This is a genomic window from Streptomyces sp. NPDC027663 (assembly GCF_055566415.1).
The window spans coordinates 123,807-144,751 of the sequence record NZ_JBVHSK010000015.1; the positions used below are offsets into that span (position 1 = coordinate 123,807).

General features: G+C 71.5%; 21 protein-coding genes. 15 read left to right on the top strand and 6 right to left on the bottom strand.

Annotation, left to right across the window (positions count from 1 at the left end; translation table 11 throughout):
• Positions 1–7: 7 nt before the first annotated feature.
• Positions 8–1,159, top strand: coding sequence for an NADH-quinone oxidoreductase subunit D (locus ACZ4SF_RS30955; RefSeq protein WP_468390822.1), 1,152 nt, complete (start codon positions 8–10; stop codon positions 1,157–1,159).
• A 159-nt stretch (positions 1,160–1,318) separates the two neighbouring features.
• Here the strand turns inward: ACZ4SF_RS30955 and ACZ4SF_RS30960 are convergent, their stop codons facing one another.
• Positions 1,319–2,392, bottom strand: coding sequence for an SAM-dependent methyltransferase (locus tag ACZ4SF_RS30960; protein ID WP_468390825.1), 1,074 nt, complete (start codon positions 2,390–2,392; stop codon positions 1,319–1,321).
• 118 nt (positions 2,393–2,510) lie between these two features.
• Between ACZ4SF_RS30960 and ACZ4SF_RS30965 the strand changes: the two genes are divergently transcribed.
• Both ACZ4SF_RS30965 and ACZ4SF_RS30970 read left to right on the top strand, forming a co-directional pair.
• Positions 2,511–3,716 (top strand): sensor histidine kinase, encoded by a 1,206-nt coding sequence (locus tag ACZ4SF_RS30965; RefSeq protein WP_468390828.1) that lies wholly within the window; start codon positions 2,511–2,513, stop codon positions 3,714–3,716.
• Positions 3,717–3,819: 103 nt separating this feature from the next.
• Positions 3,820–4,491 carry a response regulator gene (locus ACZ4SF_RS30970; protein WP_468390831.1) on the top strand — a complete coding sequence of 224 codons (672 nt, stop codon included), beginning with the start codon at positions 3,820–3,822 and terminating at the stop codon, positions 4,489–4,491.
• An 88-nt stretch (positions 4,492–4,579) separates the two neighbouring features.
• On the opposite strand, the gene ACZ4SF_RS30975 is transcribed toward ACZ4SF_RS30970, so the two are convergent.
• Positions 4,580–5,686 carry a DUF5937 family protein gene (locus ACZ4SF_RS30975; RefSeq protein WP_468390835.1) on the bottom strand — a complete coding sequence of 369 codons (1,107 nt, stop codon included), beginning with the start codon at positions 5,684–5,686 and terminating at the stop codon, positions 4,580–4,582.
• Between the two features lie 193 nt (positions 5,687–5,879).
• Here ACZ4SF_RS30975 and ACZ4SF_RS30980 point away from each other — a divergent pair, with 193 nt between their 5' ends.
• Complete coding sequence (locus tag ACZ4SF_RS30980) at positions 5,880–6,089, top strand: hypothetical protein (protein ID WP_468390838.1); 210 nt, start codon at positions 5,880–5,882, stop codon at positions 6,087–6,089.
• Positions 6,090–6,177: 88 nt separating this feature from the next.
• Here ACZ4SF_RS30980 and ACZ4SF_RS30985 read toward each other — a convergent pair whose 3' ends face one another.
• Entirely contained in the window at positions 6,178–7,362 is a 1,185-nt protein-coding gene (locus ACZ4SF_RS30985) for a threonine aldolase family protein (protein ID WP_468390841.1), read from the bottom strand.
• A 185-nt stretch (positions 7,363–7,547) separates the two neighbouring features.
• On the opposite strand from ACZ4SF_RS30985, the gene ACZ4SF_RS30990 reads away from it, so the two are divergent.
• The 10 genes from ACZ4SF_RS30990 to ACZ4SF_RS31035 all read left to right on the top strand — a co-directional run bounded on the left by ACZ4SF_RS30990 (position 7,548) and on the right by ACZ4SF_RS31035 (position 15,910).
• Positions 7,548–8,573 carry a Rossmann-like and DUF2520 domain-containing protein gene (locus ACZ4SF_RS30990; protein ID WP_468390844.1) on the top strand — a complete coding sequence of 342 codons (1,026 nt, stop codon included), beginning with the start codon at positions 7,548–7,550 and terminating at the stop codon, positions 8,571–8,573.
• Entirely contained in the window at positions 8,570–9,565 is a 996-nt protein-coding gene (panC, locus tag ACZ4SF_RS30995; RefSeq protein ID WP_468390847.1) for a pantoate--beta-alanine ligase, read from the top strand. The genes ACZ4SF_RS30990 and panC overlap by 4 nt, the downstream gene beginning before the upstream one ends.
• Positions 9,562–11,283: an L-aspartate oxidase gene (locus tag ACZ4SF_RS31000; RefSeq protein ID WP_468390850.1), complete on the top strand. Its 1,722-nt coding sequence runs from the start codon at positions 9,562–9,564 to the stop codon at positions 11,281–11,283. The genes panC and ACZ4SF_RS31000 overlap by 4 nt, the downstream gene beginning before the upstream one ends.
• A gap of 5 nt (positions 11,284–11,288) precedes the next feature.
• Complete coding sequence (nadC, locus tag ACZ4SF_RS31005) at positions 11,289–12,275, top strand: carboxylating nicotinate-nucleotide diphosphorylase (RefSeq protein ID WP_468390853.1); 987 nt, start codon at positions 11,289–11,291, stop codon at positions 12,273–12,275.
• A 5-nt stretch (positions 12,276–12,280) separates the two neighbouring features.
• Entirely contained in the window at positions 12,281–13,078 is a 798-nt protein-coding gene (locus ACZ4SF_RS31010) for a type III pantothenate kinase (protein ID WP_468390856.1), read from the top strand.
• 158 nt (positions 13,079–13,236) lie between these two features.
• Positions 13,237–13,902, top strand: a complete 666-nt coding sequence (locus tag ACZ4SF_RS31015; RefSeq protein WP_468390980.1) for a hypothetical protein — start codon at positions 13,237–13,239, stop codon at positions 13,900–13,902.
• A 117-nt stretch (positions 13,903–14,019) separates the two neighbouring features.
• The gene (locus ACZ4SF_RS31020; RefSeq protein WP_468390859.1) at positions 14,020–14,196 is read left to right on the top strand and encodes a hypothetical protein; all 177 of its coding nucleotides are present in this window, start codon (positions 14,020–14,022) and stop codon (positions 14,194–14,196) included.
• Between the two features lie 208 nt (positions 14,197–14,404).
• Positions 14,405–14,827, top strand: a complete 423-nt coding sequence (locus ACZ4SF_RS31025) for a BlaI/MecI/CopY family transcriptional regulator (RefSeq protein WP_468390983.1) — start codon at positions 14,405–14,407, stop codon at positions 14,825–14,827.
• Between the two features lie 9 nt (positions 14,828–14,836).
• Entirely contained in the window at positions 14,837–15,370 is a 534-nt protein-coding gene (locus tag ACZ4SF_RS31030) for an amino-acid N-acetyltransferase (protein WP_468390862.1), read from the top strand.
• 204 nt (positions 15,371–15,574) lie between these two features.
• The gene (locus ACZ4SF_RS31035; protein ID WP_059251614.1) at positions 15,575–15,910 is read left to right on the top strand and encodes a histone-like nucleoid-structuring protein Lsr2; all 336 of its coding nucleotides are present in this window, start codon (positions 15,575–15,577) and stop codon (positions 15,908–15,910) included.
• On the opposite strand, the gene ACZ4SF_RS31040 is transcribed toward ACZ4SF_RS31035, so the two are convergent.
• A complete protein-coding gene (locus ACZ4SF_RS31040) occupies positions 15,889–16,497 on the bottom strand; it encodes an SCO3374 family protein (protein WP_468390865.1) in 609 nt (202 codons plus the stop codon). The genes ACZ4SF_RS31035 and ACZ4SF_RS31040 overlap by 22 nt on opposite strands.
• A gap of 448 nt (positions 16,498–16,945) precedes the next feature.
• Here ACZ4SF_RS31040 and ACZ4SF_RS31045 point away from each other — a divergent pair, with 448 nt between their 5' ends.
• Positions 16,946–19,471: an ATP-dependent Clp protease ATP-binding subunit gene (locus tag ACZ4SF_RS31045; RefSeq protein ID WP_468390868.1), complete on the top strand. Its 2,526-nt coding sequence runs from the start codon at positions 16,946–16,948 to the stop codon at positions 19,469–19,471.
• A gap of 345 nt (positions 19,472–19,816) precedes the next feature.
• Here the strand turns inward: ACZ4SF_RS31045 and ACZ4SF_RS31050 are convergent, their stop codons facing one another.
• Both ACZ4SF_RS31050 and ACZ4SF_RS31055 read right to left on the bottom strand, forming a co-directional pair.
• Positions 19,817–19,969 carry a hypothetical protein gene (locus ACZ4SF_RS31050; RefSeq protein ID WP_468390989.1) on the bottom strand — a complete coding sequence of 51 codons (153 nt, stop codon included), beginning with the start codon at positions 19,967–19,969 and terminating at the stop codon, positions 19,817–19,819.
• 39 nt (positions 19,970–20,008) lie between these two features.
• Entirely contained in the window at positions 20,009–20,632 is a 624-nt protein-coding gene (locus ACZ4SF_RS31055; protein ID WP_468390871.1) for an HAD family acid phosphatase, read from the bottom strand.
• Between the last annotated feature and the right edge of the window lie 313 nt (positions 20,633–20,945).

Below are 20,945 nucleotides of genomic sequence, written 5' to 3' on the forward strand. Positions count from 1 at the left end.
TGGGGCCATGACTCCTACGACGGAGACCACGGTCGGGATCGGCGGCGCAGCGGAGAGCACCGACATGGTGCTCAACATCGGGCCACAGCACCCCTCCACGCACGGCGTGCTGCGGCTCAGGCTCGTGCTGGACGGAGAGCGCATCATGCATGCGGAGCCGGTGATCGGCTACATGCACCGGGGCGCCGAGAAACTCTTCGAGGCACGCGACTACCGGCAGATCATCGTGCTCGCCAACCGCCACGACTGGCTGTCGGCGTTCTCGAACGAGCTGGGTGTGGTCCTCGCCGTGGAGCGGATGCTCGGCATGGAGGTTCCGGAGCGGGCGGTGTGGACGCGCACCCTGCTCGCGGAGCTGAACCGGGTGCTCAACCACCTGATGTTCCTCGGCTCGTACCCGCTGGAGCTGGGTGGGATCACACCGGTGTTCTACGCGTTCCGGGAGCGCGAGGTGCTCCAGAACGTCATGGAGGAGGTCTCCGGCGGGCGCATGCACTACATGTTCAACCGCGTCGGCGGCCTCAAGGAGGACCTGCCCGCCGGATGGACCGCACGCGCGCGTGAAGCGGTCGCCGCGGTGCGCTCGCGCATGGACGTCTTCGACGACCTGGTCCTCGGCAACGAGATCTTCCGGGGGCGCACGCGCGGGGTCGGGACGCTCGCGCCCGAGACGGTGCACGCCTACGGCGTGAGCGGGCCCATCGCGCGCGCCTCGGGCGTCGACTTCGACCTGCGCCGCGACGAGCCGTACCTGGCCTACGGCGACCTGCAGGACACCCTGAAGGTCGCCACCCGCAGCGAGGGCGACTGCCTCGCCCGCTTCGAGATGCTGCTGGAGCAGACCCACAACGCGCTGGACCTCGCCGACGCCTGCCTGGACCGGCTCGCGGAGCTGCCGCCCGGGCCGATCAACCAGCGGCTGCCGAAGGTGCTGAAGGCGCCGGAGGGGCACACGTACGCGTGGACCGAGAACCCGCTCGGCATCAACGGCTACTACCTCGTCAGCAAGGGCGAGAAGACGCCGTACCGGCTGAAGCTGCGCTCGGCGTCCTACAACAACATCCAGGCGCTGACCGAGCTGCTGCCGGGGACGCTGGTGGCGGACATGGTGGCGATCCTGGGCTCGATGTTCTTCGTGGTCGGCGACATCGACAAGTAGGCGTCCAGGACGGCCGAACGGTCCGGCGGAGCACGGCTCCGTCCCGCGGGTACGGCTGTCAGGTGATGCTTCCGGGCCTCGGCGAGTACGGCTCACGGGACCGGTGAGATGCGGCTCAGGGGCGCCGGCGGATGCGGCTCACAGCGCGGCGGATACGGCTCACGGTTCCGGTGGGTGCGGTGACCCCGGCTCCAGCAGGTCCGGGACGCCGACCGGCTGGAGCAGCCAGCCGAAGTCGCCCAGGCCGCCCGGCGCCGTCAGCTCGGCGGCCTCGCCGGCGCCCGCCAGGGCGCGCACGTAGGCGGCGGGGTCCGTGGAGGCCAGCGTGAGCGGGGGGCGTGCGCCGGTGATGTCGAGGGCGTGCAGGGCGGCGCGTTGCGTGAGCAGGCGCGCGGTGGGAAGCTCGCGCGCTGTTCCGGCGGGCTCCTGTACCGCCGCCGCGCACGCGTCCAGGGCCACATGCGCCGTGATGTCGCACGATCCGTCCGGCACGGGTGCCGTCTCGCGGCCCTCACGGAAGCCGGTGAGCGTGCCGAACAGGGGGCGCGCGTCCATGGTGTGCGCGTAGTCCACGGCCACCGCCAGCCCCCGTTCCACCCGGTCCACGGCCGCCGCCCAGGCCCGGTCGCGGGGCAGTCCGATCTCCGCGCGGGGCCCCTCCTCGGCCGGCAGCGGCCACCAGCGTGCGAGCCAGTCGGCCTCCGCTCCCGTCACGGGCTCCCCGAGCCGCTCGGAGCCGTCCTGAGCGACGAGCACCAGCCGGGGCACGCCCGCGGCGTCCACCTCGACGACGTCCACGGGCACGTTGTCCAGCCACTCGTTGGCGAACAGAAGTCCGGTGACCGCGTCCGGGATTTCGCTCAGCCAGGTGATCCTGTCGTCCAGGCCGGCCGGTCGGCCGGCGATCTCCACGGCGTACGCACGCGCGCGTGCGGCCACGTCGGGTGGCAGTGCGGCGAGCACCCCGCGGACCAGTTCGCCCCGGCCCGCGCCCATGTCGACGAAGTCCAGCGTGGCGGGCCGTCCGAGCGCCGCGTCGACGCGGCACAGCAGCCTGGCCACGGCACGCGCGAACAGCGGTGAGGCGTGCACGGACGTACGGAAGTGACCGGCCGGGCCCTCCGGGCGCCGGTAGAAGCCCCCGGGCCCGTACAGGGCCGCCTCGGCCGCCGCGCGCCAGCCGCGGAGGCCGGGATCATCGCGGAAACCGTCCGCCGTCGTCTCGTCCGTCACCGCAACAGACTAGGCGCACAGATGATCACGGTCTCCACCTTGCGGAGTATGCGCGGCGGGCACGGATCGGCCCTCCGGTTGACCCCTGCACGCATCCGGTTTCCCTACTCTGGGTTACGTGCAGCGCCTCTACGACTTCCTCCGCCGCCACCCGACCTGGGTCGACACCTTCTGGGCCGTCGTCCTGTTCGGGCTGTCCGGGGTGAGTGTGGTCAACCTCGACGGGGTGCAGGGCCACCGCGGGACGGTCCCCCTGGGGATGGCCGTGTCCGCCGTCCTGTCCGCCGTCGTGGCGCTGCGCCGCCGTCTCCCGGAGGCGATGCTGCTGGTCGCCCTCGTCACCGGGCTGGCCCAGCTGGTCCTGGACGTCGAGCCGGTCGTCGCCGACTTCGCCATGCTGGTGATCACCTACACGGTCGCGGCGGTCGGCGCGCGCTGGGCCTCCCGGCTCGCGCTCGCCGTCAGCCTCTGCGCGGCCACCGTGGCCCAGATCCGCTGGCCGCAGGAGAACACCGCCTTCCTCGGGCAGGTCGCGATAGCCGTCTTCCAGACGGTGCCCTTCGCCCTCGCCTGGGTGCTCGGCGACTCCATCCGCACCCGGCGCGCGTACTTCGCCCAGCTGGAGGAGCGAGCGGCCCGCCTGGAGAAGGAGCGCGAGGCGCAGGCGAAGGTCGCCGTCGCCGCCGAGCGCGCCCGGATCGCGCGCGAGCTGCACGACGTCGTCGCGCACAACGTGTCCGTGATGGTGGTGCAGGCCGACGGCGCCGCCTACGTCCTGGACGCCGCCCCCGACCAGGCCCGCAAGGCCCTGGAGACGATCTCCTCCACCGGCCGGCAGGCCCTCGCCGAGATGCGCCGCCTGCTGGGCGTGCTGCGCACCGGGGAGCACCAGGAGAGCGGGGAGTACGTCCCGCAGCCCGACGTCGAGCAGATCGACGACCTCGTCGAGCAGTGCCGCCGCTCCGGCCTGCCCGTCGACTTCAAGGTGGAGGGCACCCCGCGCCCGCTGCCCAGCGGAGTGGAGCTGACCGCGTACCGGATCGTGCAGGAGGCGCTCACCAACACGCGCAAGCACGGCGGGCCCAACGCGGGCGCGAGCGTGCGGCTGGTCTACTTCGACGACGGTCTGGGCCTGCTGGTCGAGGACGACGGCAAGGGCGCCCCGCACGAGCTGTACGAGGAGGGCGGCGCCGACGGCCAGGGCCACGGTCTGATCGGCATGCGCGAGCGGGTCGGCATGGTCGGCGGCACTCTGGACGCAGGCCCGCGCCCCGGCGGAGGATTCCGCATCAGCGCGCTGCTGCCGCTCAAACCGGCGCACTGACCGCGCCCGCGCCCCTGTTGACCCCCGCAACATCGCTGCCGACGGCGGCCGGAGACGGCGCCCGACGGCAGGGACGGCAACCGAAGACACGGAAGAGGACCCGATGACGATCCGCGTGATGCTCGTCGACGACCAGGTGCTGCTGCGCACCGGGTTCCAGATGGTGCTCGCCGCCCAGCCGGACATGGAGGTCGTCGCGGAGGCGGGCGACGGCGTGGAGGCCCTCCAGGCGCTGCGGTCCACCGCCGTCGACGTCGTCCTGATGGACGTCCGTATGCCGAAGCTGGACGGCGTGGAGACCACCCGGCGGATCTGCATGGAGCCCGGCGCGCCGAAGGTGCTCATCCTGACCACGTTCGACCTGGACGAGTACGCCTTCTCCGGGCTGAAGGCCGGCGCCTCCGGCTTCATGCTCAAGGACGTGCCGCCCGGCGAGCTGCTGACGGCCATCCGCGCCGTGCACAGCGGTGACGCGGTCGTGGCGCCCTCCACCACCCGGCGTCTGCTGGACCGCTTCGCCCCCATGCTGCCGTCCGCTGCCAAGGAGCCGCAGCACAAGGAGCTGGAGCGGCTCACCGAGCGGGAGCGCGAGGTGATGGTGCTGGTCGCGCAGGGTCTGTCCAACGGCGAGATCGCGGCCCGGCTGGTGCTGAGCGAGGCGACGGTGAAGACCCATGTGGGCCGCATCCTGACCAAGCTCGGCCTGCGTGACCGGGTGCAGGTGGTCGTGCTGGCGTACGAGACGGGGCTGGTGCGTGCGGGCGGCCACGGCTGACCGGACACAGTGCGTGCGGGCGGCCCTGGTTGACGACGCGGTGCGTGCGGGCGGCGCCGGTTGACCGGGCGCGGTGCGGGCGGGACCGCTAGCGGAGTATGCCCTCCAGGAAGTCGCTGCCCAGCCGGGCGACGACGGTGACGTCCAGCTGGTGCAGCGCGTACCGGCCGCGGCGGCGGGTGGAGACCAGCCCCGCTTTCCGCAGGACGCCCAGGTGCCGGGAGATCTCGGGAGCGGTCATCTGGTGGAACTCGGCCAGCTCACCGGTGGTGTAGGCGCTGCGCGCCAGATGACGGCACAGCCGCATCCGCACGGGGTGGGACAGCGCGGTCATCCGCAACGCGAGCTGTTCCACCGAGGGCGGGGCCGCAGGTTCGGGTGAGCCGACCGGGTAGTGCAGGACCGGCTGCCAGCCGTAGCGGTGCAGGACCGTCAGGTGCGGCCGGCCCAGGCTCGTCGGAAGGAGCAGGAGGCCGCCGTCCGCGGTGGCCGAATGGCCGATGCCCAGCTTGTCGACCGTGATCGTGGCGGCTTCCTCGTCGAGCGTCACGGTGGGCGACACCGCCGCCAGCGCCTCGGCCAGCCCCCGGCGCAGCAGGAGATCCGTCTTGTGCCGGGCGTCCGCGGCGAGCTGGTGCCGCAGCCTGGCCCACGTCTGGGCGAAGAACGCCTCGTCGCAGTCCTGCACGAACTGCCGTAGCCAGGCCCTGGTACTCGGCGGGTCGGTCAGCAGGCGCTCGGCGAACCGCACCTGGCGGGGTCCGCGCGCGGCGGCCAGGTCCAGCGCCCGCCCGCGCAGCCCGGCGTCGGAGAGCACGGAGGGGCCGCGCGAGCCGTACGGCGATGCGCAGGTGAACTCCATCGCGGCGTCCACGAACTGCTCGTCCGACAGCTTGTCCAGCAGGTCCAGGTCCTCGGCGAGGGTGGCACCGGGCAGCGTGTTCCGGCCCGGGAGGCCCGCGAACGGCAGGAACAGATCCGAGAAGGTCGAGCGCCAGAGAAAGTCCGCCTCGCTCATCCGGTCGGCCAGATGCGAGTCCAGCCGGGCCGTCACACCGGTCACCCAGCCTTGCAGACCCGGGTGGTGCCCGGGCTCCGACAGCGCGTGCAACGCCATGCACAGCTCGGCCAGGGGCGAGGGGACGACGGCGACCCGCTCCGGCCGCAGCCCCCTGATGTCGATGCGCACGCTCATGCCCCCATGGTGCCTGCCACCACCGACAACCAGGCCTGGATTGACGGGTGCTGTCAATCCACGCGACTTCCCCTGCACAGCGGCGCAACCTGGAGGACCTGGGCAGCCGCGGAGCCCGGTCAGTCGACGAGCGGTCTTTGACCGGTCGGAGACCAGTCAGCGATCACTCGACGTCCCGAGAATGCGATCCGCCATGAGCATCATCCAGCAGTACCTCCTCGACAGCTACCGTGCCCGCCGGCACGGCGAGCCCGAGCCGCCCGCGCCGGGCAGCCACGACGTCGCTCTGGTCCGCGAGCTGCGCGACTACCGCCGCTTCCGCGCGGTGATGGCCGAGCGCCCGGCGCGGGGACGCCTACGGCACGCCCTGGCGCGCCGGCTGCGCGCCCGCGCACTCGGCTGAGCCGTGCGTCCGGCGCATACGCGCAGGCGCTGCGCCCCGGACCCTGCGCTCCGCACACCGGCCCGGGCCCTGCGCTCCGCGCCCGCGGCTACGCCCGGCCCGGCAGGCGCTCCACGAAGTCCTGTACGGCCGCGCGGACGTCGTCGGCCGTCCACTCCAGGCCCGCCGCACGGACGCCGACCTCGGTGAACGCCATGCCGGGGCCTGCCGCCTCCCAGGCGTTGGCGAAGAGCAGCACCGAGGTCTCCTCGCCCTGGCGCACGGCCGCCTCGGCCGCCACCTCGGGCTCGCACGGCAGCCAGACCTGGAACTCGTGGGTGTGCGGCTCCTCCGGGTGGACGCGGGCCCAGGGCACCCCGGCTGCCGCGAAGCCCTCCCGCAGTGCGGTGGCCACCACGCGCGCGTGCCGGACGTACTCGGGCAGCCGGGGCAGCTCGCGGTCCAGGCCGACGAGCGCGGACAGCACGGTCGGGAACTGCTGGAAGACCATGCCGCCGTACCTGTGCCGCCAGGTCCTCGCCTCCTCGATCAAGGTCTTCGGGCCGGCGAGCGCGGCGCCGCCGAAGCCGTCGAGGGACTTGTAGAACGACACGTAGACGGTGTCGGCGAGGCTCGCGATCTCCTCCAGGGAGCGCCCGAAGTGCTCCGTGCACTCCCACAGGCGCGCGCCGTCGAAGTGCACCACCGCGTCACGCTCCCGCGCCGCCTGGACGACGTCGGTCAGCTCCTCCCAGGTGGGCAGCACGAAACCGGCGTCCCGGAGGGGCAGTTCCAGCATCAGCGCCCCGAAGGGTTCCGCGAACTCGCGTATCTCGGCGGCCGTGGGAAGCCGGGGGTCGTAGCCCACCCTGACCGGACGCAGGCCGCTGACCTGGCTGAAAGCATGCCGCTCGTGCACCTCGGGGTGGGACAGGGCGTGCAGAGCGACCGTCGGGTTGCCGGTGCGGGCCGCCCAGCAGCGCAGCGCCACCTGCTGGGCCATCGTGCCGGTCGGGAAGAAGGCGGCGGCCTCGGTGCCGAGCAGCGCGGCGACCCGTTCCTCCAGGCCGGACACGATCCCGTTGCCGTAGACGTCGGCCGGCTCGTCCAGGCCGTGCAGGTCGGCCGCCGCCTCCGTCAGATGGGCGAGGCGTTCGCGGATGGTGTTTCCCCAGTTCGCGCGGGACAGGGTGCGCCGCGCCTGCCGCCGGGCCGCCGCGCGCCGGTCCCGCAGCAGTTCCTGTGCCGATCGTTGCGCGTCCTGTCCGATGCCCTGCTCAGCCGTGTCCGTCATGGAGCGGATCATGCCGTGGCCGGCCGCACCGGGGCACCCCGGTTTCCGTATCGCGGGCCCGCTGGACGGGGCGTGGCGTAACCCACAGCCTGTGGACAACCGGCCGCCGCGCCCCCCGATAGCGTTAACATGACGAGAAATCGTCCGGTACCCAGAGCGGACTGGAACGGGAAGGCCGCCGTCGCGTGAGTACAGTCCACCAGCCAGACCTCAAGGACCGCCCCGCGCGGCTCACCGTAGGCGTCGTCGGCGCCGGTCGCGTGGGCCCCGCACTGGCCGCGTCCCTCCAGCTCGCCGGGCACCGCCCGGTGGCCGTCTCCGGAGTCTCCGACGCCTCCCGCAGGCGCGCCGAGGCCATGCTCCCGGACGTCCCGCTGGTGCCGCCCGCCGAAGTCCTCCAGCGCGCCGACCTGGTGCTGCTCACCGTCCCCGACGACGCCCTGCCCGACCTGGTCGCCGGGCTCGCCGAGACCGGCGCCGTACGGCCGGGGCAACTGCTCGTGCACACCTCCGGCCGGTACGGCACCAAGGTCCTCGACCCCGCCCTGCGCGCGGGCGCCCTGCCCATGGCGCTGCACCCGGCGATGACCTTCACCGGCACTCCCGTGGACGTCCAGCGGCTGGCCGGCTGTTCGTTCGGCGTCACCGCGCCCGAGGAACTGCGGCTGGCCGCCCAGGCGCTCGTCATCGAGATGGGCGGCGAGCCGGAGTGGATCAGTGAGGAGAACCGCCCGCTCTACCACGCGGCCCTCGCCCTGGGTGCCAACCACCTCGTGACCCTGGTCGCCCAGTCCATGGAGCTGCTGCGCACCGCCGGTGTGGAGGCGCCCGACCGGATGCTCGGCCCGCTGCTCGGCGCCGCCCTGGACAACGCCCTGCGCTCCGGTGACGCCGCCCTGACCGGGCCCGTCGCGCGTGGGGACGCCGGCACGGTCGCCGCGCACGTCAGCGAGCTGCGCCGGCACGCCCCGCAGACCGTGGCGGGCTACCTGGCGATGGCCCGCGCGACCGCCGACCGGGCCCTCGCGCACGGCCTGCTCAAGCCGGAACTCGCCGAGGACCTGCTCGGGGTACTCGCCGACGGGAGCCCCGCAGGCCACGGCGGCGGCCCGAACGGCACCGACGGCCCGAACGGCACCGGCGATTCGAACGGCACCGACGGGACCAACGGCACGACCGGCACGACCGGCACCGAGGGGGACGACCGATGACCACCGCCCTGCTCAGCACCGCCGGAGAACTGCACGCGCGCGTGCGTCACGGCCGCCGTGCCGTCGTGATGACCATGGGCGCCCTGCACGAGGGCCACGCGACCCTGATCCGCATCGCGCGGGAGATCGCCGGCCCGGACGGCGAGGTCGTGGTCACGGTCTTCGTGAACCCGCTGCAGTTCGGCGCGGGCGAGGACCTGGACCGCTATCCGCGCACCCTCGACGCCGACCTCAAGCTCGCCGAGCAGTCCGGCGCCGACGCCGTGTTCGCCCCCTCCGTGGACGAGGTCTACCCCGGCGGCGAGCCCCAGGTGCGCATCACGGCCGGCCCCATGGGCGAGCGCCTGGAGGGTGCCTCGCGGCCCGGGCACTTCGACGGGATGCTCACCGTCGTCGCCAAGCTGCTGCACCTCACCCGCCCCGACGCCGCCCTGTTCGGCCAGAAGGACGCCCAGCAGCTCGCCCTGATCCGGCGCATGGTGCGGGACCTGAACTTCGGCGTGGACATCGTCGCCGTGCCGACCGTGCGCGAGGAGGACGGGCTCGCCCTGTCCAGCCGCAACCGCTACCTCTCGGCCCAGGAACGCCGTACCGCGCTCGCGCTGTCCCGCGCGCTGTTCGCCGGCCGGGACCGGCACGCGGCGCAGGAGGCGCTGCGCGCGCGGGCCCGGGAAGTGCCCGCCACGCACGCGCGTGCCGAGGCACTGAGCGCCATAGGGGAGTCCCGCGCGGCGGCCGACGCCCATGCGGTGGCGGCCACCAGCGCGCCCGGCGGCCCGGCGGCCGTCCGTGCCGCCGCCCGTCAGGTCCTGGACGAGGCCGTCCGCGCCGACCCGCCGCTGAAGCTGGACTACCTCGCCCTCGTGGACCCGTCCGACTTCACCGAGATCGGTGACGACTTCACCGGCGAGGCCGTCCTCGCCGTCGCCGCCCGGGTCGGCACGACCCGGCTGATCGACAACCTCCCTCTCACCTTCGGAGCCGCCTCGTGACCAGCACAGGCATACGACTGCACGCACCCGCACCCGGCTGGGCCATCTCCGCGGACGTGGTCGTCGTCGGCTCCGGGGTGGCCGGCCTGACCGCGGCCCTGCGCTGCGAGGCCGCCGGGCTCACCACGGTCGTCGTCACCAAGGCCCGCCTGGACGACGGCTCCACCCGCTGGGCGCAGGGCGGTATCGCCGCCGCTCTCGGCGAGGGTGACACGCCCGAGCAGCACCTGGCCGACACCCTGGTCGCGGGCGCGGGCCTGTGCGACGAGGAGGCCGTACGGATCCTCGTCACCGAGGGCCCCGACGCGGTCCGCCGGCTCATCGACACCGGCGCGCACTTCGACGAGTCCTCCGAAGGACGACTGGAACTCACCCGCGAGGGCGGTCACCACCGCCGCCGCATCGCGCACGCGGGCGGCGACGCGACCGGCGCCGAGATCTCCCGTGCCCTCGTCGAGGCCGTACGCGCGCGCGGGCTGCGCACCATCGAGAACGCGCTGGTCCTGGACCTGTTGACGGACGCCGAGGGCCGTACGGCCGGGGTCACCCTGCACGTGATGGGCGAGGGCCAGCACGACGGCGTGGGCGCCGTGCACGCCCCCGCGGTGGTCCTCGCGACCGGCGGCATGGGCCAGGTGTTCTCCGCGACCACCAACCCGTCCGTGTCCACCGGCGACGGCGTGGCGCTGGCGCTGCGCGCGGGCGCCGAGGTCAGCGACCTGGAGTTCGTGCAGTTCCACCCGACCGTGCTGTTCCTCGGCACGGACGCCGAGGGCCAGCAGCCGCTGGTCTCCGAGGCGGTGCGCGGCGAGGGCGCCCACCTCGTCGACGGCGACGGCGTGCGCTTCATGGCCGGGCAGCACGAGCTGGCCGAACTGGCGCCGCGGGACATCGTCGCCAAGGGCATCATGCGGCGGATGCAGGAGCAGGACGCCGAGCACATGTTCCTGGACGCCCGGCACTTCGGCGCCGACATGTGGGAGCACCGTTTCCCGACCATCCTGGCCGCCTGCCGGGCCAACGGCATCGACCCGGTCACCGAGCCCATCCCGATCGCCCCGGCCGCCCACTACGCCTCCGGGGGCGTCCGCACCGACGCGCAGGGCCGGACGACCGTCCCCGGGCTGTACGCGTGCGGCGAGGTCGCGTGCACCGGCGTGCACGGCGCCAACCGGCTGGCCTCCAACTCGCTCCTGGAAGGGCTCGTCTACGCCGAGCGGATCGCCGCCGACATCGCCTCCACGCGGGCGGAGAACGGCCTGGACGCGCGCGTGCCCGCTGCGGTCCCGGAGCCCGAGAAGCCCGCTCACCCGCTGCTCGCCCCCGAGACCCGGTTCGCCGTCCAGCGGATCATGACCGAGGGCGCCGGCGTGCTGCGTTCCGAGGAGTCCCTGGCCACGGCCGCGGACCAGCTCCAGCGGCTGCACTCCGAGGCCCGGGAGGACCTGGAGGAGAACGGCAAGACCGCCGAGCCCGGCGTGGACACCTGGGAGGCGACGAACCTCCTGTGCGTGGCCCGGGTCCTGGTCGCCGCCGCACGGCTGCGCGAGGAGACCCGCGGCTGCCACTGGCGCGAGGACCGCGCCGAGCGCGACGACGGCAACTGGCGGCGCCACATCGTCGTACGGCTCCATCCGGACCGCTCGCTGGCCGTACGCACCACGGACACCGCAGACTTCCCCCCTACCCGGCAATCCCAGCGTCCCCAGGAGCAGTGACAGACGTGAGCACCGACGACCTTCCTCTCGCCACGACCGGCGGCTGCGGCGAAGGCTGCGCCTGCGGCGCCGAGGGCGACGGGGAAGCCGCAGAATACGCAGTGTGCGGGCTCGACCCCGCGCTCGCCGAGCTGCTGGCCGCTGCCGGACTCGACCCCGTCGAGGTCGAGGACGTCGCCAACGTCGCCATCCAGGAGGACCTGGACGGCGGTGTGGACGTGACCACCGTCTCGACCATCCCCGAGGACGCGGTGGCCACCGCCGACTTCACCGCGCGCGAGGCGGGCGTCGTGGCCGGCCTCAGGGTCGCCGAGGCCGTGCTCTCCGTGGTGTGCACGGACGAGTTCGAGGTCGAGCGGCACGTGGAGGACGGCGACCGGATCGAGGCCGGGCAGAAGCTGCTGTCGGTCACCACGCGCACGCGTGACCTCCTCACCGCCGAGCGCAGCGCCCTGAACATCCTGTGCCGGCTGTCCGGCATCGCGACGGCCACGCGCGCGTGGGCGGACACGCTGGAGGGCACCAAGGCGCGTGTGCGGGACACCCGCAAGACGACCCCCGGCCTGCGTTCGCTGGAGAAGTTCGCCGTCCGCTGCGGCGGGGGCGTCAACCACCGCATGTCGCTGTCCGACGCGGCCCTGGTGAAGGACAACCACGTGGTCGCCGCCGGCGGCGTCGCGCAGGCCTTCAAGGCCGTACGGGAGGCCTTCCCGGACGTTCCGATCGAGGTCGAGGTGGACACCCTGCACCAGCTGCGCGAGGTCGTCGACGCGGGCGCCGACCTGATCCTGCTGGACAACTTCACGCCCGGCGAGTGTGCGGAGGCCGTGGGCATCGTCGGCGGGAGGGCGCTGCTGGAGGCGTCCGGGCGGCTGACGCTCGCCAATGCGCGCGCGTACGCCGACACCGGCGTGGACTTCTTGGCCGTCGGCGCGCTCACCCACTCCTCGCCGATCCTGGACATCGGCCTGGACCTGCGCGAGGCGGAGTAACGGCCATGCTGCTCACGATCGACGTCGGCAACACGCACACCGTCCTCGGCCTGTTCGACGGCAAGGACATCGTCGAGCACTGGCGCATCTCCACCGACGCCCGCCGCACGGCGGACGAGATGGCGGTGCTGCTGCAGGGCCTGATGGGCATGCACCCGCTGCTCGGCGAGGAACTGGGCGACGGCATCGACGGCATCGCGATCTGCGCGACCGTTCCGTCGGTGCTGCACGAGCTGCGCGAGGTCACCCGGCGGTACTACGGCGACGTCCCCGCCGTCCTGGTGGAGCCGGGCGTGAAGACGGGCGTGCCGATCCTCACGGACAACCCCAAGGAGGTCGGTGCGGACCGGATCATCAACGCCGTCGCGGCGGTCGAGCTGTACGGCGGTCCGGCGATCGTCGTGGATTTCGGTACGGCGACCACGTTCGACGCGGTCTCCGCGCGCGGGGAGTACGTCGGCGGGGTGATCGCGCCCGGCATCGAGATCTCCGTGGAGGCGCTCGGCGTGAGGGGCGCGCAGCTGCGGAAGATCGAGGTGGCCCGGCCGCGCAGTGTGATCGGCAAGAACACGGTCGAGGCCATGCAGTCGGGCATCGTGTACGGCTTCGCCGGGCAGGTCGACGGTGTGGTCGGCCGGATGGCGCGGGAGCTGGCCGACGACCCGGACGACGTGACGGTGATCGCCACCGGCGGGCTCGCACCGATGGTGCTGGGGGAGTCCTCGGTGATCGACGAGCACCAGCCGTGGCTGACGCTCATCGGCCTGCGCCTGGTCTACGAGCGGAACGTCTCGCGGATGTGACCGGACGGCCGGCGCCCTGCGGGGTGCCGGTCCCGTCCGTGGCCCCGGACGAGGGAAACCGGGAGCGACACGCGTCGAAATAACATCCAGTTCCGTCACTTTTGTCCGATTAGCGGTAGCGTCGCCGCATGCCCACGCCATTCGGATCCCGCGGCGGCATGGCGTTCGGAGTGGAGGAGCTGCGTGTGCTCCGCCGCGCCCTCGCCCTCGCCCTTCACCCCGGTCACGCCTCCGCCGAGGACGTGCAGGACTGCTTCCGGCTCTCCGAGTCGCTCGACGAGGCGATGTGCGAGGGGGCCAGACTCCGCGCCTTCCTGGTGGCCGATCTCGGCCGGTACCGGAGCGCACTGCCGGGTACCGCCGCCGGTTATCTGAGTCTCCTGGAGGAAGCGCTGGGCGCAGGGCACCGGCCGACGCCGGACGACCTCGCCGCACTCCGGGCGCTGCGCGGGAACCCCGCGGCCGCGGCGCTGCTGGACCGCTGCCAGGCGCTGGCCGAGCAGGACGTGCGGGCCCGGTTCGCGCAGGGCGGGCGCAAGATGCCGGCGCCCGCCGTGCCGCCCGCACGGACGCGCCTGATGGCCCTTGCGGGCGGCGCGGCGGAGGCGGGGGTCCACCAGGGCGAGGGGCAGGCCGAGGAGCCCTCCAAGCCCCCGCAGGAGCCCGCGCCGAGGCCGGGGCCCGCGGACCGGCCCGCCGGCCGGCCGGACGGCGAGCCGGCCGCGCCGAAGCGGCCCATCCCGACGCCGGGCGAGGTCTTCCCGCGGCGCAAGCCGACACCGCCCGCCGAGCAGACCGAGTCCCGGCAGCTGGCCGCCGGCTAGCCGCGGCTCGGCCGCAAGGTGTCCGGCGGAAGGGGTCCGCCGTGAGGGGTCCGGTGCGCTCCGCCGTTCGGCGCACCCCGCCCCTTTCGCCCCTTCCGCCGTGGCTACTCTGGACGCATGGACTACGTCTCGGCTCTCGTGCCCCCCATCGTCATGGCCGTCTTCTTCATCGGTGTGGTCCGGGTGATCGTGAAGACCCAGGGCGGGGCCGCCAAGGCCAAGGAGGACGCGGCCGTCGACGCCGCCCTCGCGCGCGTGGAGGGTGCACACAAGGCCTCTGCCGGCGACGCCTGAGCGGACCTGCGGCGCGCCCCGGCGAACGCCGGTCCCCAGGCGTACGACTCAGGCGTACGACTCCCCGCGCCATGCGGCGCTTTCCGAGTCGTACGCCCTTTTTGTTCGCTTTCGTAGTCTTACCGCACGTTCGGCACGCCATTGCCGGGATCTCCCACTATTATTCTGAGCTGTGCCTCGCCCATTGGGAGAACTCGAAGACGCGGTCATGACGCGGGTGTGGAAGTGGAACCGCCCGGTGACCGTTCGAGAAGTCCTGGAAGACCTGCAGCAGGAGCGCTCCATCGCGTACACCACCGTGATGACCGTTTTGGACAATCTCCATCAGAAGGGCTGGGTCCGCCGCGAGGCGGAAGGGCGGGCCTATCGATATGAGGCCGTGTCGACGCGAGCCGCCTACGCCGCCGCCCTCATGAACGACGCCTGGTCGCAGAGCGACAACCCGGCCGCCGCTCTCGTCGCCTTCTTCGGGATGATGAGCGAGGAACAGCGTCAGGCCCTCAGGGACGCCGTACGCATCGTGCAGGGTCCGGAAGAAACCAGGGAAGCCCCTGAAGCCCGGCAACAGGAAGCCGCTGGAGCCCGGCAAGAGGAGAACCCCGGCTCGGCCGAGGGCGCGGACGGGCGATAGCGTCCGCTCATGGCAGCAGAGCGTCCCGAAGTCCCCGCAAAAGCCATCACCCTCCGGCGGGCCCGGACCAGCGATGTCCCCGCCGTGCGCCGCCTCCTCGATGCCTACGTGCGTGACAGCATCCTCCTCGACAAAGCCACGGTCACCCTTTACGAGGACATCCAGGAGTTCTGGGTCGCGGAACGCGACGACAACGCCGAGGTGGTCGGCTGCGGTGCGCTGCACGTCATGTGGGAGGACCTCGCGGAAGTCCGCACTCTGGCGGTGAAGCCCGGCCTCAAGGGCGTCGGCGTGGGCCATCAGTTGCTGGAGAAGTTGCTCCAGACCGCGCGCTGGCTCGGCGTTCGCCGGGTTTTCTGCCTGACCTTCGAAGTGGACTTCTTCGGGAAGCACGGCTTCGTCGAGATCGGGGAGACTCCGGTCGACACCGACGTCTACGCGGAGCTCTTGCGTTCCTATGACGAGGGCGTCGCGGAGTTCCTCGGTCTCGAACGAGTGAAACCGAACACCCTGGGCAACAGCCGGATGCTTCTGCATCTGTAGATCGTCATTGCCCGGGTTCCCTATGTCCGAAACGCGCATGTTTCCGGAGGGGATCCGTCCGCTCGGTCACTCCCAGGGGTTTGTGTTTTTCCGGCAAAAGCGGTTTGCTTTCCGACGTACTGCAGTACTGCATATAACAGGGGCGGCGAAACGGCGGACGCCGCACACCCCTGACCCTCAACGTTATCGATGAAAGGAAATGCGGTGGCACAGAAGGTTCAGGTCCTTCTTGTCGACGACCTCGACGGCGGCGAGGCGGACGAGACTGTGACGTTCGCGCTGGACGGCAAGACGTACGAGATCGATCTCACGACTGCCAATGCGGACAAGCTGCGCAGCCTTCTCGACCCCTATGTGAAGGGTGGTCGGCGTACCGGGGGCCGTGCTTCCGGCGGACGTGGAAAGGCGCGTGCCGCTTCGGGCGGCAACCAGGACACCGCGGCGATCCGCGCCTGGGCGAAGGAGAACGGTTACGAGGTCAACGACCGCGGCCGTGTTCCCGCGTCCATCCGTGAGGCCTACGAGAAGGCCAACGGCTGATCCGGCCGGCAGGCGGTCGGCCCGGCGCACGCGCGCCGCAGCCGGACCCGGTGACACTGCGCTGCCACGGTGTCCACCAGTCGTACGAGATCGGGGACGCTCCCCTCGCGTCCCACGGCCGGCATCGCCGGAAGCGAGGCTTCGAGCCCGCGTCCCGGCCCGGGGGGCCGCAGCCACACGGCGGCCCCCTGCACGGCATCGGCCCCCGTCGGCGGCCCCGGGGCCTCCAGGACGCCGCCCGCCCCCAGGATCCGTAGGTCCAGCGTCACGGCGCCCCACTCCAGCCAGTCCAGCAGCCCCGGCAGCTCCTCCGCACTGCCCGCGGCCACCAGCACCTCCATCCGGCCGCCCCGAAGGGCCACCGGAGAGCCCGGCGCGAGATGCCGGAGCGCCCCTGCGCCCGCCTCGGCCGGTACGTCCAGCACGTCGAACCGCACCCCGGTGCACAGCCTCAGCGGCCTGCCGGGCACTGTCGGCCACCCCAGATCGTTCTCGTACCAGTGCCGGACCCGGGCGTCGGGGCCGGCGGAGAGATCGTCGGCGCCCGGATCGACGGACCGGCGGGGAAGGGGGACCGTGGAGGTCATGGAGACCGAACCAACCATGACAACTGCAACCGGCACATCGGGACGCGGGTTACGCTGGGTGCCCTAACGACTGCACACAGTGTCGAAAAAGGGGGCGCTTGAGGCTCGGGGGAGGCGCAAGGTTGTTCGCCCATAGCGGAGGGAACCGGTGCGCGCGGCATGGAGTGTCAGTCCCTGCGGGTAAGACATGCCTAGTGGGAGGGGGCGACACGCAGGGCAGGGCGTCTCACGTTCGCCATCGGCGTACTGGCGAGTGGGGTAACTGCCTGGCCTGCGGGAACATCGTCTCGCACCATCGGGTTGGAGCAGATGTCGGCGTTCGGGGTCAGGAGGCCATCGACGGTGTCGGCAGTTGGAATGAGCGGTCCCCGCTTGCGGGACTAAGCTGCGGAAGGACAGGGAGGGGAAGTTCCCCCCACTGCCTGACCGCTCTGAGGAGCGATTAACGATGTTCGAGAGGTTCACCGACCGCGCGCGGCGGGTTGTCGTCCTGGCTCAGGAAGAAGCCCGGATGCTCAACCACAACTACATCGGCACCGAGCACATCCTCCTGGGTCTCATCCACGAGGGCGAAGGTGTCGCCGCTAAGGCCCTGGAGAGCCTCGGCATTTCGCTTGAGGCGGTCCGCCAGCAGGTGGAGGAGATCATCGGCCAGGGCCAGCAGGCCCCGTCCGGTCACATTCCCTTCACCCCCCGTGCCAAGAAGGTCCTGGAGCTGTCGCTCCGCGAGGCCCTTCAGCTGGGCCACAACTACATCGGCACGGAGCACATCCTGCTCGGCCTGATCCGTGAGGGCGAGGGCGTCGCCGCCCAGGTCCTGGTCAAGCTGGGTGCAGACCTCAACCGGGTGCGGCAGCAGGTCATCCAGCTGCTCTCCGGTTACCAGGGCAAGGAGACCGCCACCGCCGGCGGCCCGGCCGAGGGCACCCCCTCGACCTCCCTCGTCCTCGACCAGTTCGGCCGGAACCTCACCCAGGCCGCTCGTGAGTCCAAGCTCGACCCGGTCATCGGGCGCGAGAAGGAGATCGAGCGGGTCATGCAGGTGCTGTCCCGCCGTACCAAGAACAACCCGGTGCTGATCGGTGAGCCCGGCGTCGGCAAGACCGCCGTCGTCGAGGGCCTCGCCCAGGCCATCGTCAAGGGCGAGGTGCCCGAGACGCTGAAGGACAAGCACCTCTACACGCTGGACCTCGGCGCCCTGGTCGCCGGCTCCCGCTACCGCGGTGACTTCGAGGAGCGCCTGAAGAAGGTCCTCAAGGAGATCCGCACCCGCGGCGACATCATCCTGTTCATCGACGAGCTGCACACGCTGGTCGGTGCGGGTGCCGCCGAGGGCGCCATCGACGCCGCTTCGATCCTGAAGCCGATGCTGGCCCGCGGTGAGCTGCAGACCATCGGTGCGACCACCCTGGACGAGTACCGCAAGCACCTGGAGAAGGACGCGGCCCTGGAGCGCCGCTTCCAGCCCATCCAGGTCGCCGAGCCGTCCCTGCCGCACACGATCGAGATCCTCAAGGGTCTGCGCGACCGGTACGAGGCGCACCACCGCGTCTCCATCACGGACGAGGCCCTGGTCCAGGCGGCCACCCTGGCCGACCGGTACATCTCGGACCGCTTCCTGCCGGACAAGGCGATCGACCTGATCGACGAGGCCGGCTCCCGGATGCGCATCCGCCGGATGACCGCTCCGCCGGACCTGCGCGAGTTCGACGAGAAGATCGCCGCCGTCCGCCGGGACAAGGAGTCCGCGATCGACTCGCAGGACTTCGAGAAGGCCGCTTCGCTGCGCGACAAGGAGAAGCAGCTCCTGGCCGCCAAGGCCAAGCGGGAGAAGGAGTGGAAGGCCGGCGACATGGACGTCGTCGCCGAGGTCGACGGCGAGCTGATCGCCGAGGTCCTCGCCACGGCCACCGGCATCCCGGTCTTCAAGCTGACCGAGGAGGAGTCCAGCCGCCTGCTCCGCATGGAAGATGAGCTGCACAAGCGGGTCATCGGCCAGAACGACGCCGTCAAGGCGCTGTCGAAGGCGATCCGCCGTACGCGTGCCGGTCTGAAGGACCCGAAGCGCCCGGGTGGTTCGTTCATCTTCGCCGGCCCGTCCGGCGTCGGTAAGACCGAACTCTCCAAGGCACTCGCCGAGTTCCTCTTCGGCGACGAGGACGCGCTGATCTCCCTCGACATGTCGGAGTTCAGCGAGAAGCACACGGTGTCGCGTCTCTTCGGTTCCCCGCCCGGATACGTGGGCTACGAAGAGGGCGGCCAGCTGACCGAGAAGGTCCGCCGCAAGCCGTTCTCCGTCGTCCTCTTCGACGAGGTCGAGAAGGCGCACCCGGACATCTTCAACTCGCTGCTGCAGATCCTGGAGGACGGTCGCCTGACCGACTCCCAGGGCCGGGTCGTGGACTTCAAGAACACGGTCATCATCATGACGACCAACCTCGGCACCCGGGACATCTCCAAGGGCTTCAACCTCGGCTTCGCCGCCGCGGGTGACACGAAGACCAACTACGAGCGCATGAAGAACAAGGTGTCGGACGAGCTGAAGCAGCACTTCCGCCCCGAGTTCCTGAACCGCGTCGACGACGTGGTCGTGTTCCCGCAGCTGACGCAGGCGGACATCCTGCGGATCGTCGACCTGATGGTCGGCAAGGTGGACGAGCGCCTGAAGGACCGGGACATGGGCATCGAGCTGTCCCAGTCCGCCAAGGAACTGCTGGCCAAGAAGGGTTACGACCCGGTGCTGGGCGCGCGACCGCTGCGCCGCACGATCCAGCGCGAGGTCGAGGACACGCTGTCGGAGAAGATCCTCTTCGGCGAGCTGCGCCCCGGTCACATCGTGGTCGTGGACACCGAGGGCGAGGGCGACGCCCAGACCTTCACCTTCCGGGGTGAGGAGAAGTCGGCGCTGCCGGACGTCCCGCCGATCGAGCAGGCGGCCGGCGGTGCCGGGCCGAACCTGAGCAAGGACGCGTAAGCCTCCGGCGATCAGCCGAGTGAGGGGCCGGTGCCTTCGGGCGCCGGCCCCTTCCGGCGTCTTCAGCGCCGGTGCAGGGTGACTTCCGCCTCAGGGAAGTGGTCCGAGACGCGGAAGAGGGGCAAGTAGTGCCCGGGTTGGCTCTCGACGATCACTGAGCGCACATGCGGCAAGCTGCGCGCCAGCCGGGAGAAATCCTCGGTGCCGAGCAGCATAAGAGTGCACAGGTGCTCCAGACCCTATGCAGCCCGGCAGTTGTCGACCCACAGCCGAGACAGTGAGCCGAACGGCGACAGGGCGCTCAGATCGCATCCGCAGCACCGCCAACGCTCCATCCGGCTCCTCCTACACGAGCGCCGCCAGCCTGACCGGCCTGTCGGCCGGTCCCGCGCCCGGCCGGTCCTGCGCGAACAGCTTCTTCACCAGCGGGCCGATCAGGCTGGAGAACAGCTTGCTGCCCGGTACGGCCGGCTCCATCCGCCACGCTCGTGTGCGCACGACGTACGGATGGAGCCCGACCAGCGGTCCCGGTCCGCGTTACGACAACTGCCCGTTGTAGTCGGGCAGCTTGAAGGCCTTCTCGGCGTGGCCGCCGGAGAGGTCCGTGGGGCTGTTGCCGATGTTCGCGATGATCGTGTAGCCCTGCTTCTCGATGTCGACGCGCTGGGCGGTCTTGTAGGCGGCGACATCCTTGAAGAGGTCGAACAGGCCGCGCACGCGGAGGCCGGAGACGTCGTACCCGTCGTGCTCGAGGTTGTACTCGGTGGGCCAGTACAGGATGCCCGGGCGGGCGGTGACGAAGAAGAGGGAGACGCCGTGCTCCTGGGCGTACTCGGCGACGTTCAGGACGGGCTTGTTGGCCGGCTGGGGGTAGCTGAAGCCGAAGTCGGTCTCCAGCGTGGTGTTGTCGATGTCGAAGACGATGGCCTGCTTCTCGCCCGGCCTGGCGGCGGCGATGCGGTCCTTGACGTACGGCAGGGCCTGGTTCATCACCGCCTGGCAGTCCTGCTGCCAGGTGGCGTAGTCGACCTTGGCGGCGGCGGTGGAGCCGCTGGCGGCCGCCGTGGTGTCCGCCGCCTGGGCCGGGGCGGCAAGCGCGGCGAAGGCGGCCACGGATACGGCGGTCACGGTGATGCTGCGCGCCCAGGGGCGTGTGGTCATCGGTGGGGGGTCCTCTCACGTCGATGTGCGTCCGTACGCGTCCTGAAATGTCAGGAGCATGATCTGAGGTGAGGGTGGCGCGAGGGGAACCGTAGGGTTACCGGACGGTAGGTGCCTAGAGGCCTGCGTCACATTTCTGTGATCGTCGGCTTGGTGTGCCCGTGATATGGCCCATAGGGCGTACGTCACCTACTAAGGGGGGTAGTGAGATCAAATAGGTGGATAAAAGGGACTTTAGGTTCCGTGTCTCCCCGGGGAAAAAGGCGTCGTCAGGGGCGGTGGCCGAGGGGTGCAGGGTCTGCGGAGAAGCGGA

Bases quoted from the DNA above. Each gene is read 5' to 3' on its own strand.
- ACZ4SF_RS31055 (WP_468390871.1), bottom strand. From the start codon at position 20,632: ATGACCACACGCCCCTGGGCGCGCAGCATCACCGTGACCGCCGTATCC.
- ACZ4SF_RS30985 (WP_468390841.1), bottom strand. From the start codon at position 7,362: ATGACGGACACGGCTGAGCAGGGCATCGGACAGGACGCGCAACGATCG.
- ACZ4SF_RS30975 (WP_468390835.1), bottom strand. From the start codon at position 5,686: ATGAGCGTGCGCATCGACATCAGGGGGCTGCGGCCGGAGCGGGTCGCC.
- ACZ4SF_RS30955 (WP_468390822.1), top strand. From the start codon at position 8: ATGACTCCTACGACGGAGACCACGGTCGGGATCGGCGGCGCAGCGGAG.
- ACZ4SF_RS30980 (WP_468390838.1), top strand. From the start codon at position 5,880: ATGAGCATCATCCAGCAGTACCTCCTCGACAGCTACCGTGCCCGCCGG.
- ACZ4SF_RS31045 (WP_468390868.1), top strand. From the start codon at position 16,946: ATGTTCGAGAGGTTCACCGACCGCGCGCGGCGGGTTGTCGTCCTGGCT.
- ACZ4SF_RS31020 (WP_468390859.1), top strand. From the start codon at position 14,020: ATGGACTACGTCTCGGCTCTCGTGCCCCCCATCGTCATGGCCGTCTTC.
- panC (WP_468390847.1), top strand. From the start codon at position 8,570: ATGACCACCGCCCTGCTCAGCACCGCCGGAGAACTGCACGCGCGCGTG.
- ACZ4SF_RS30970 (WP_468390831.1), top strand. From the start codon at position 3,820: ATGACGATCCGCGTGATGCTCGTCGACGACCAGGTGCTGCTGCGCACC.
- ACZ4SF_RS31015 (WP_468390980.1), top strand. From the start codon at position 13,237: ATGGCGTTCGGAGTGGAGGAGCTGCGTGTGCTCCGCCGCGCCCTCGCC.
- ACZ4SF_RS31010 (WP_468390856.1), top strand. From the start codon at position 12,281: ATGCTGCTCACGATCGACGTCGGCAACACGCACACCGTCCTCGGCCTG.
- ACZ4SF_RS31040 (WP_468390865.1), bottom strand. From the start codon at position 16,497: ATGACCTCCACGGTCCCCCTTCCCCGCCGGTCCGTCGATCCGGGCGCC.
- ACZ4SF_RS31025 (WP_468390983.1), top strand. From the start codon at position 14,405: ATGACGCGGGTGTGGAAGTGGAACCGCCCGGTGACCGTTCGAGAAGTC.
- ACZ4SF_RS31030 (WP_468390862.1), top strand. From the start codon at position 14,837: ATGGCAGCAGAGCGTCCCGAAGTCCCCGCAAAAGCCATCACCCTCCGG.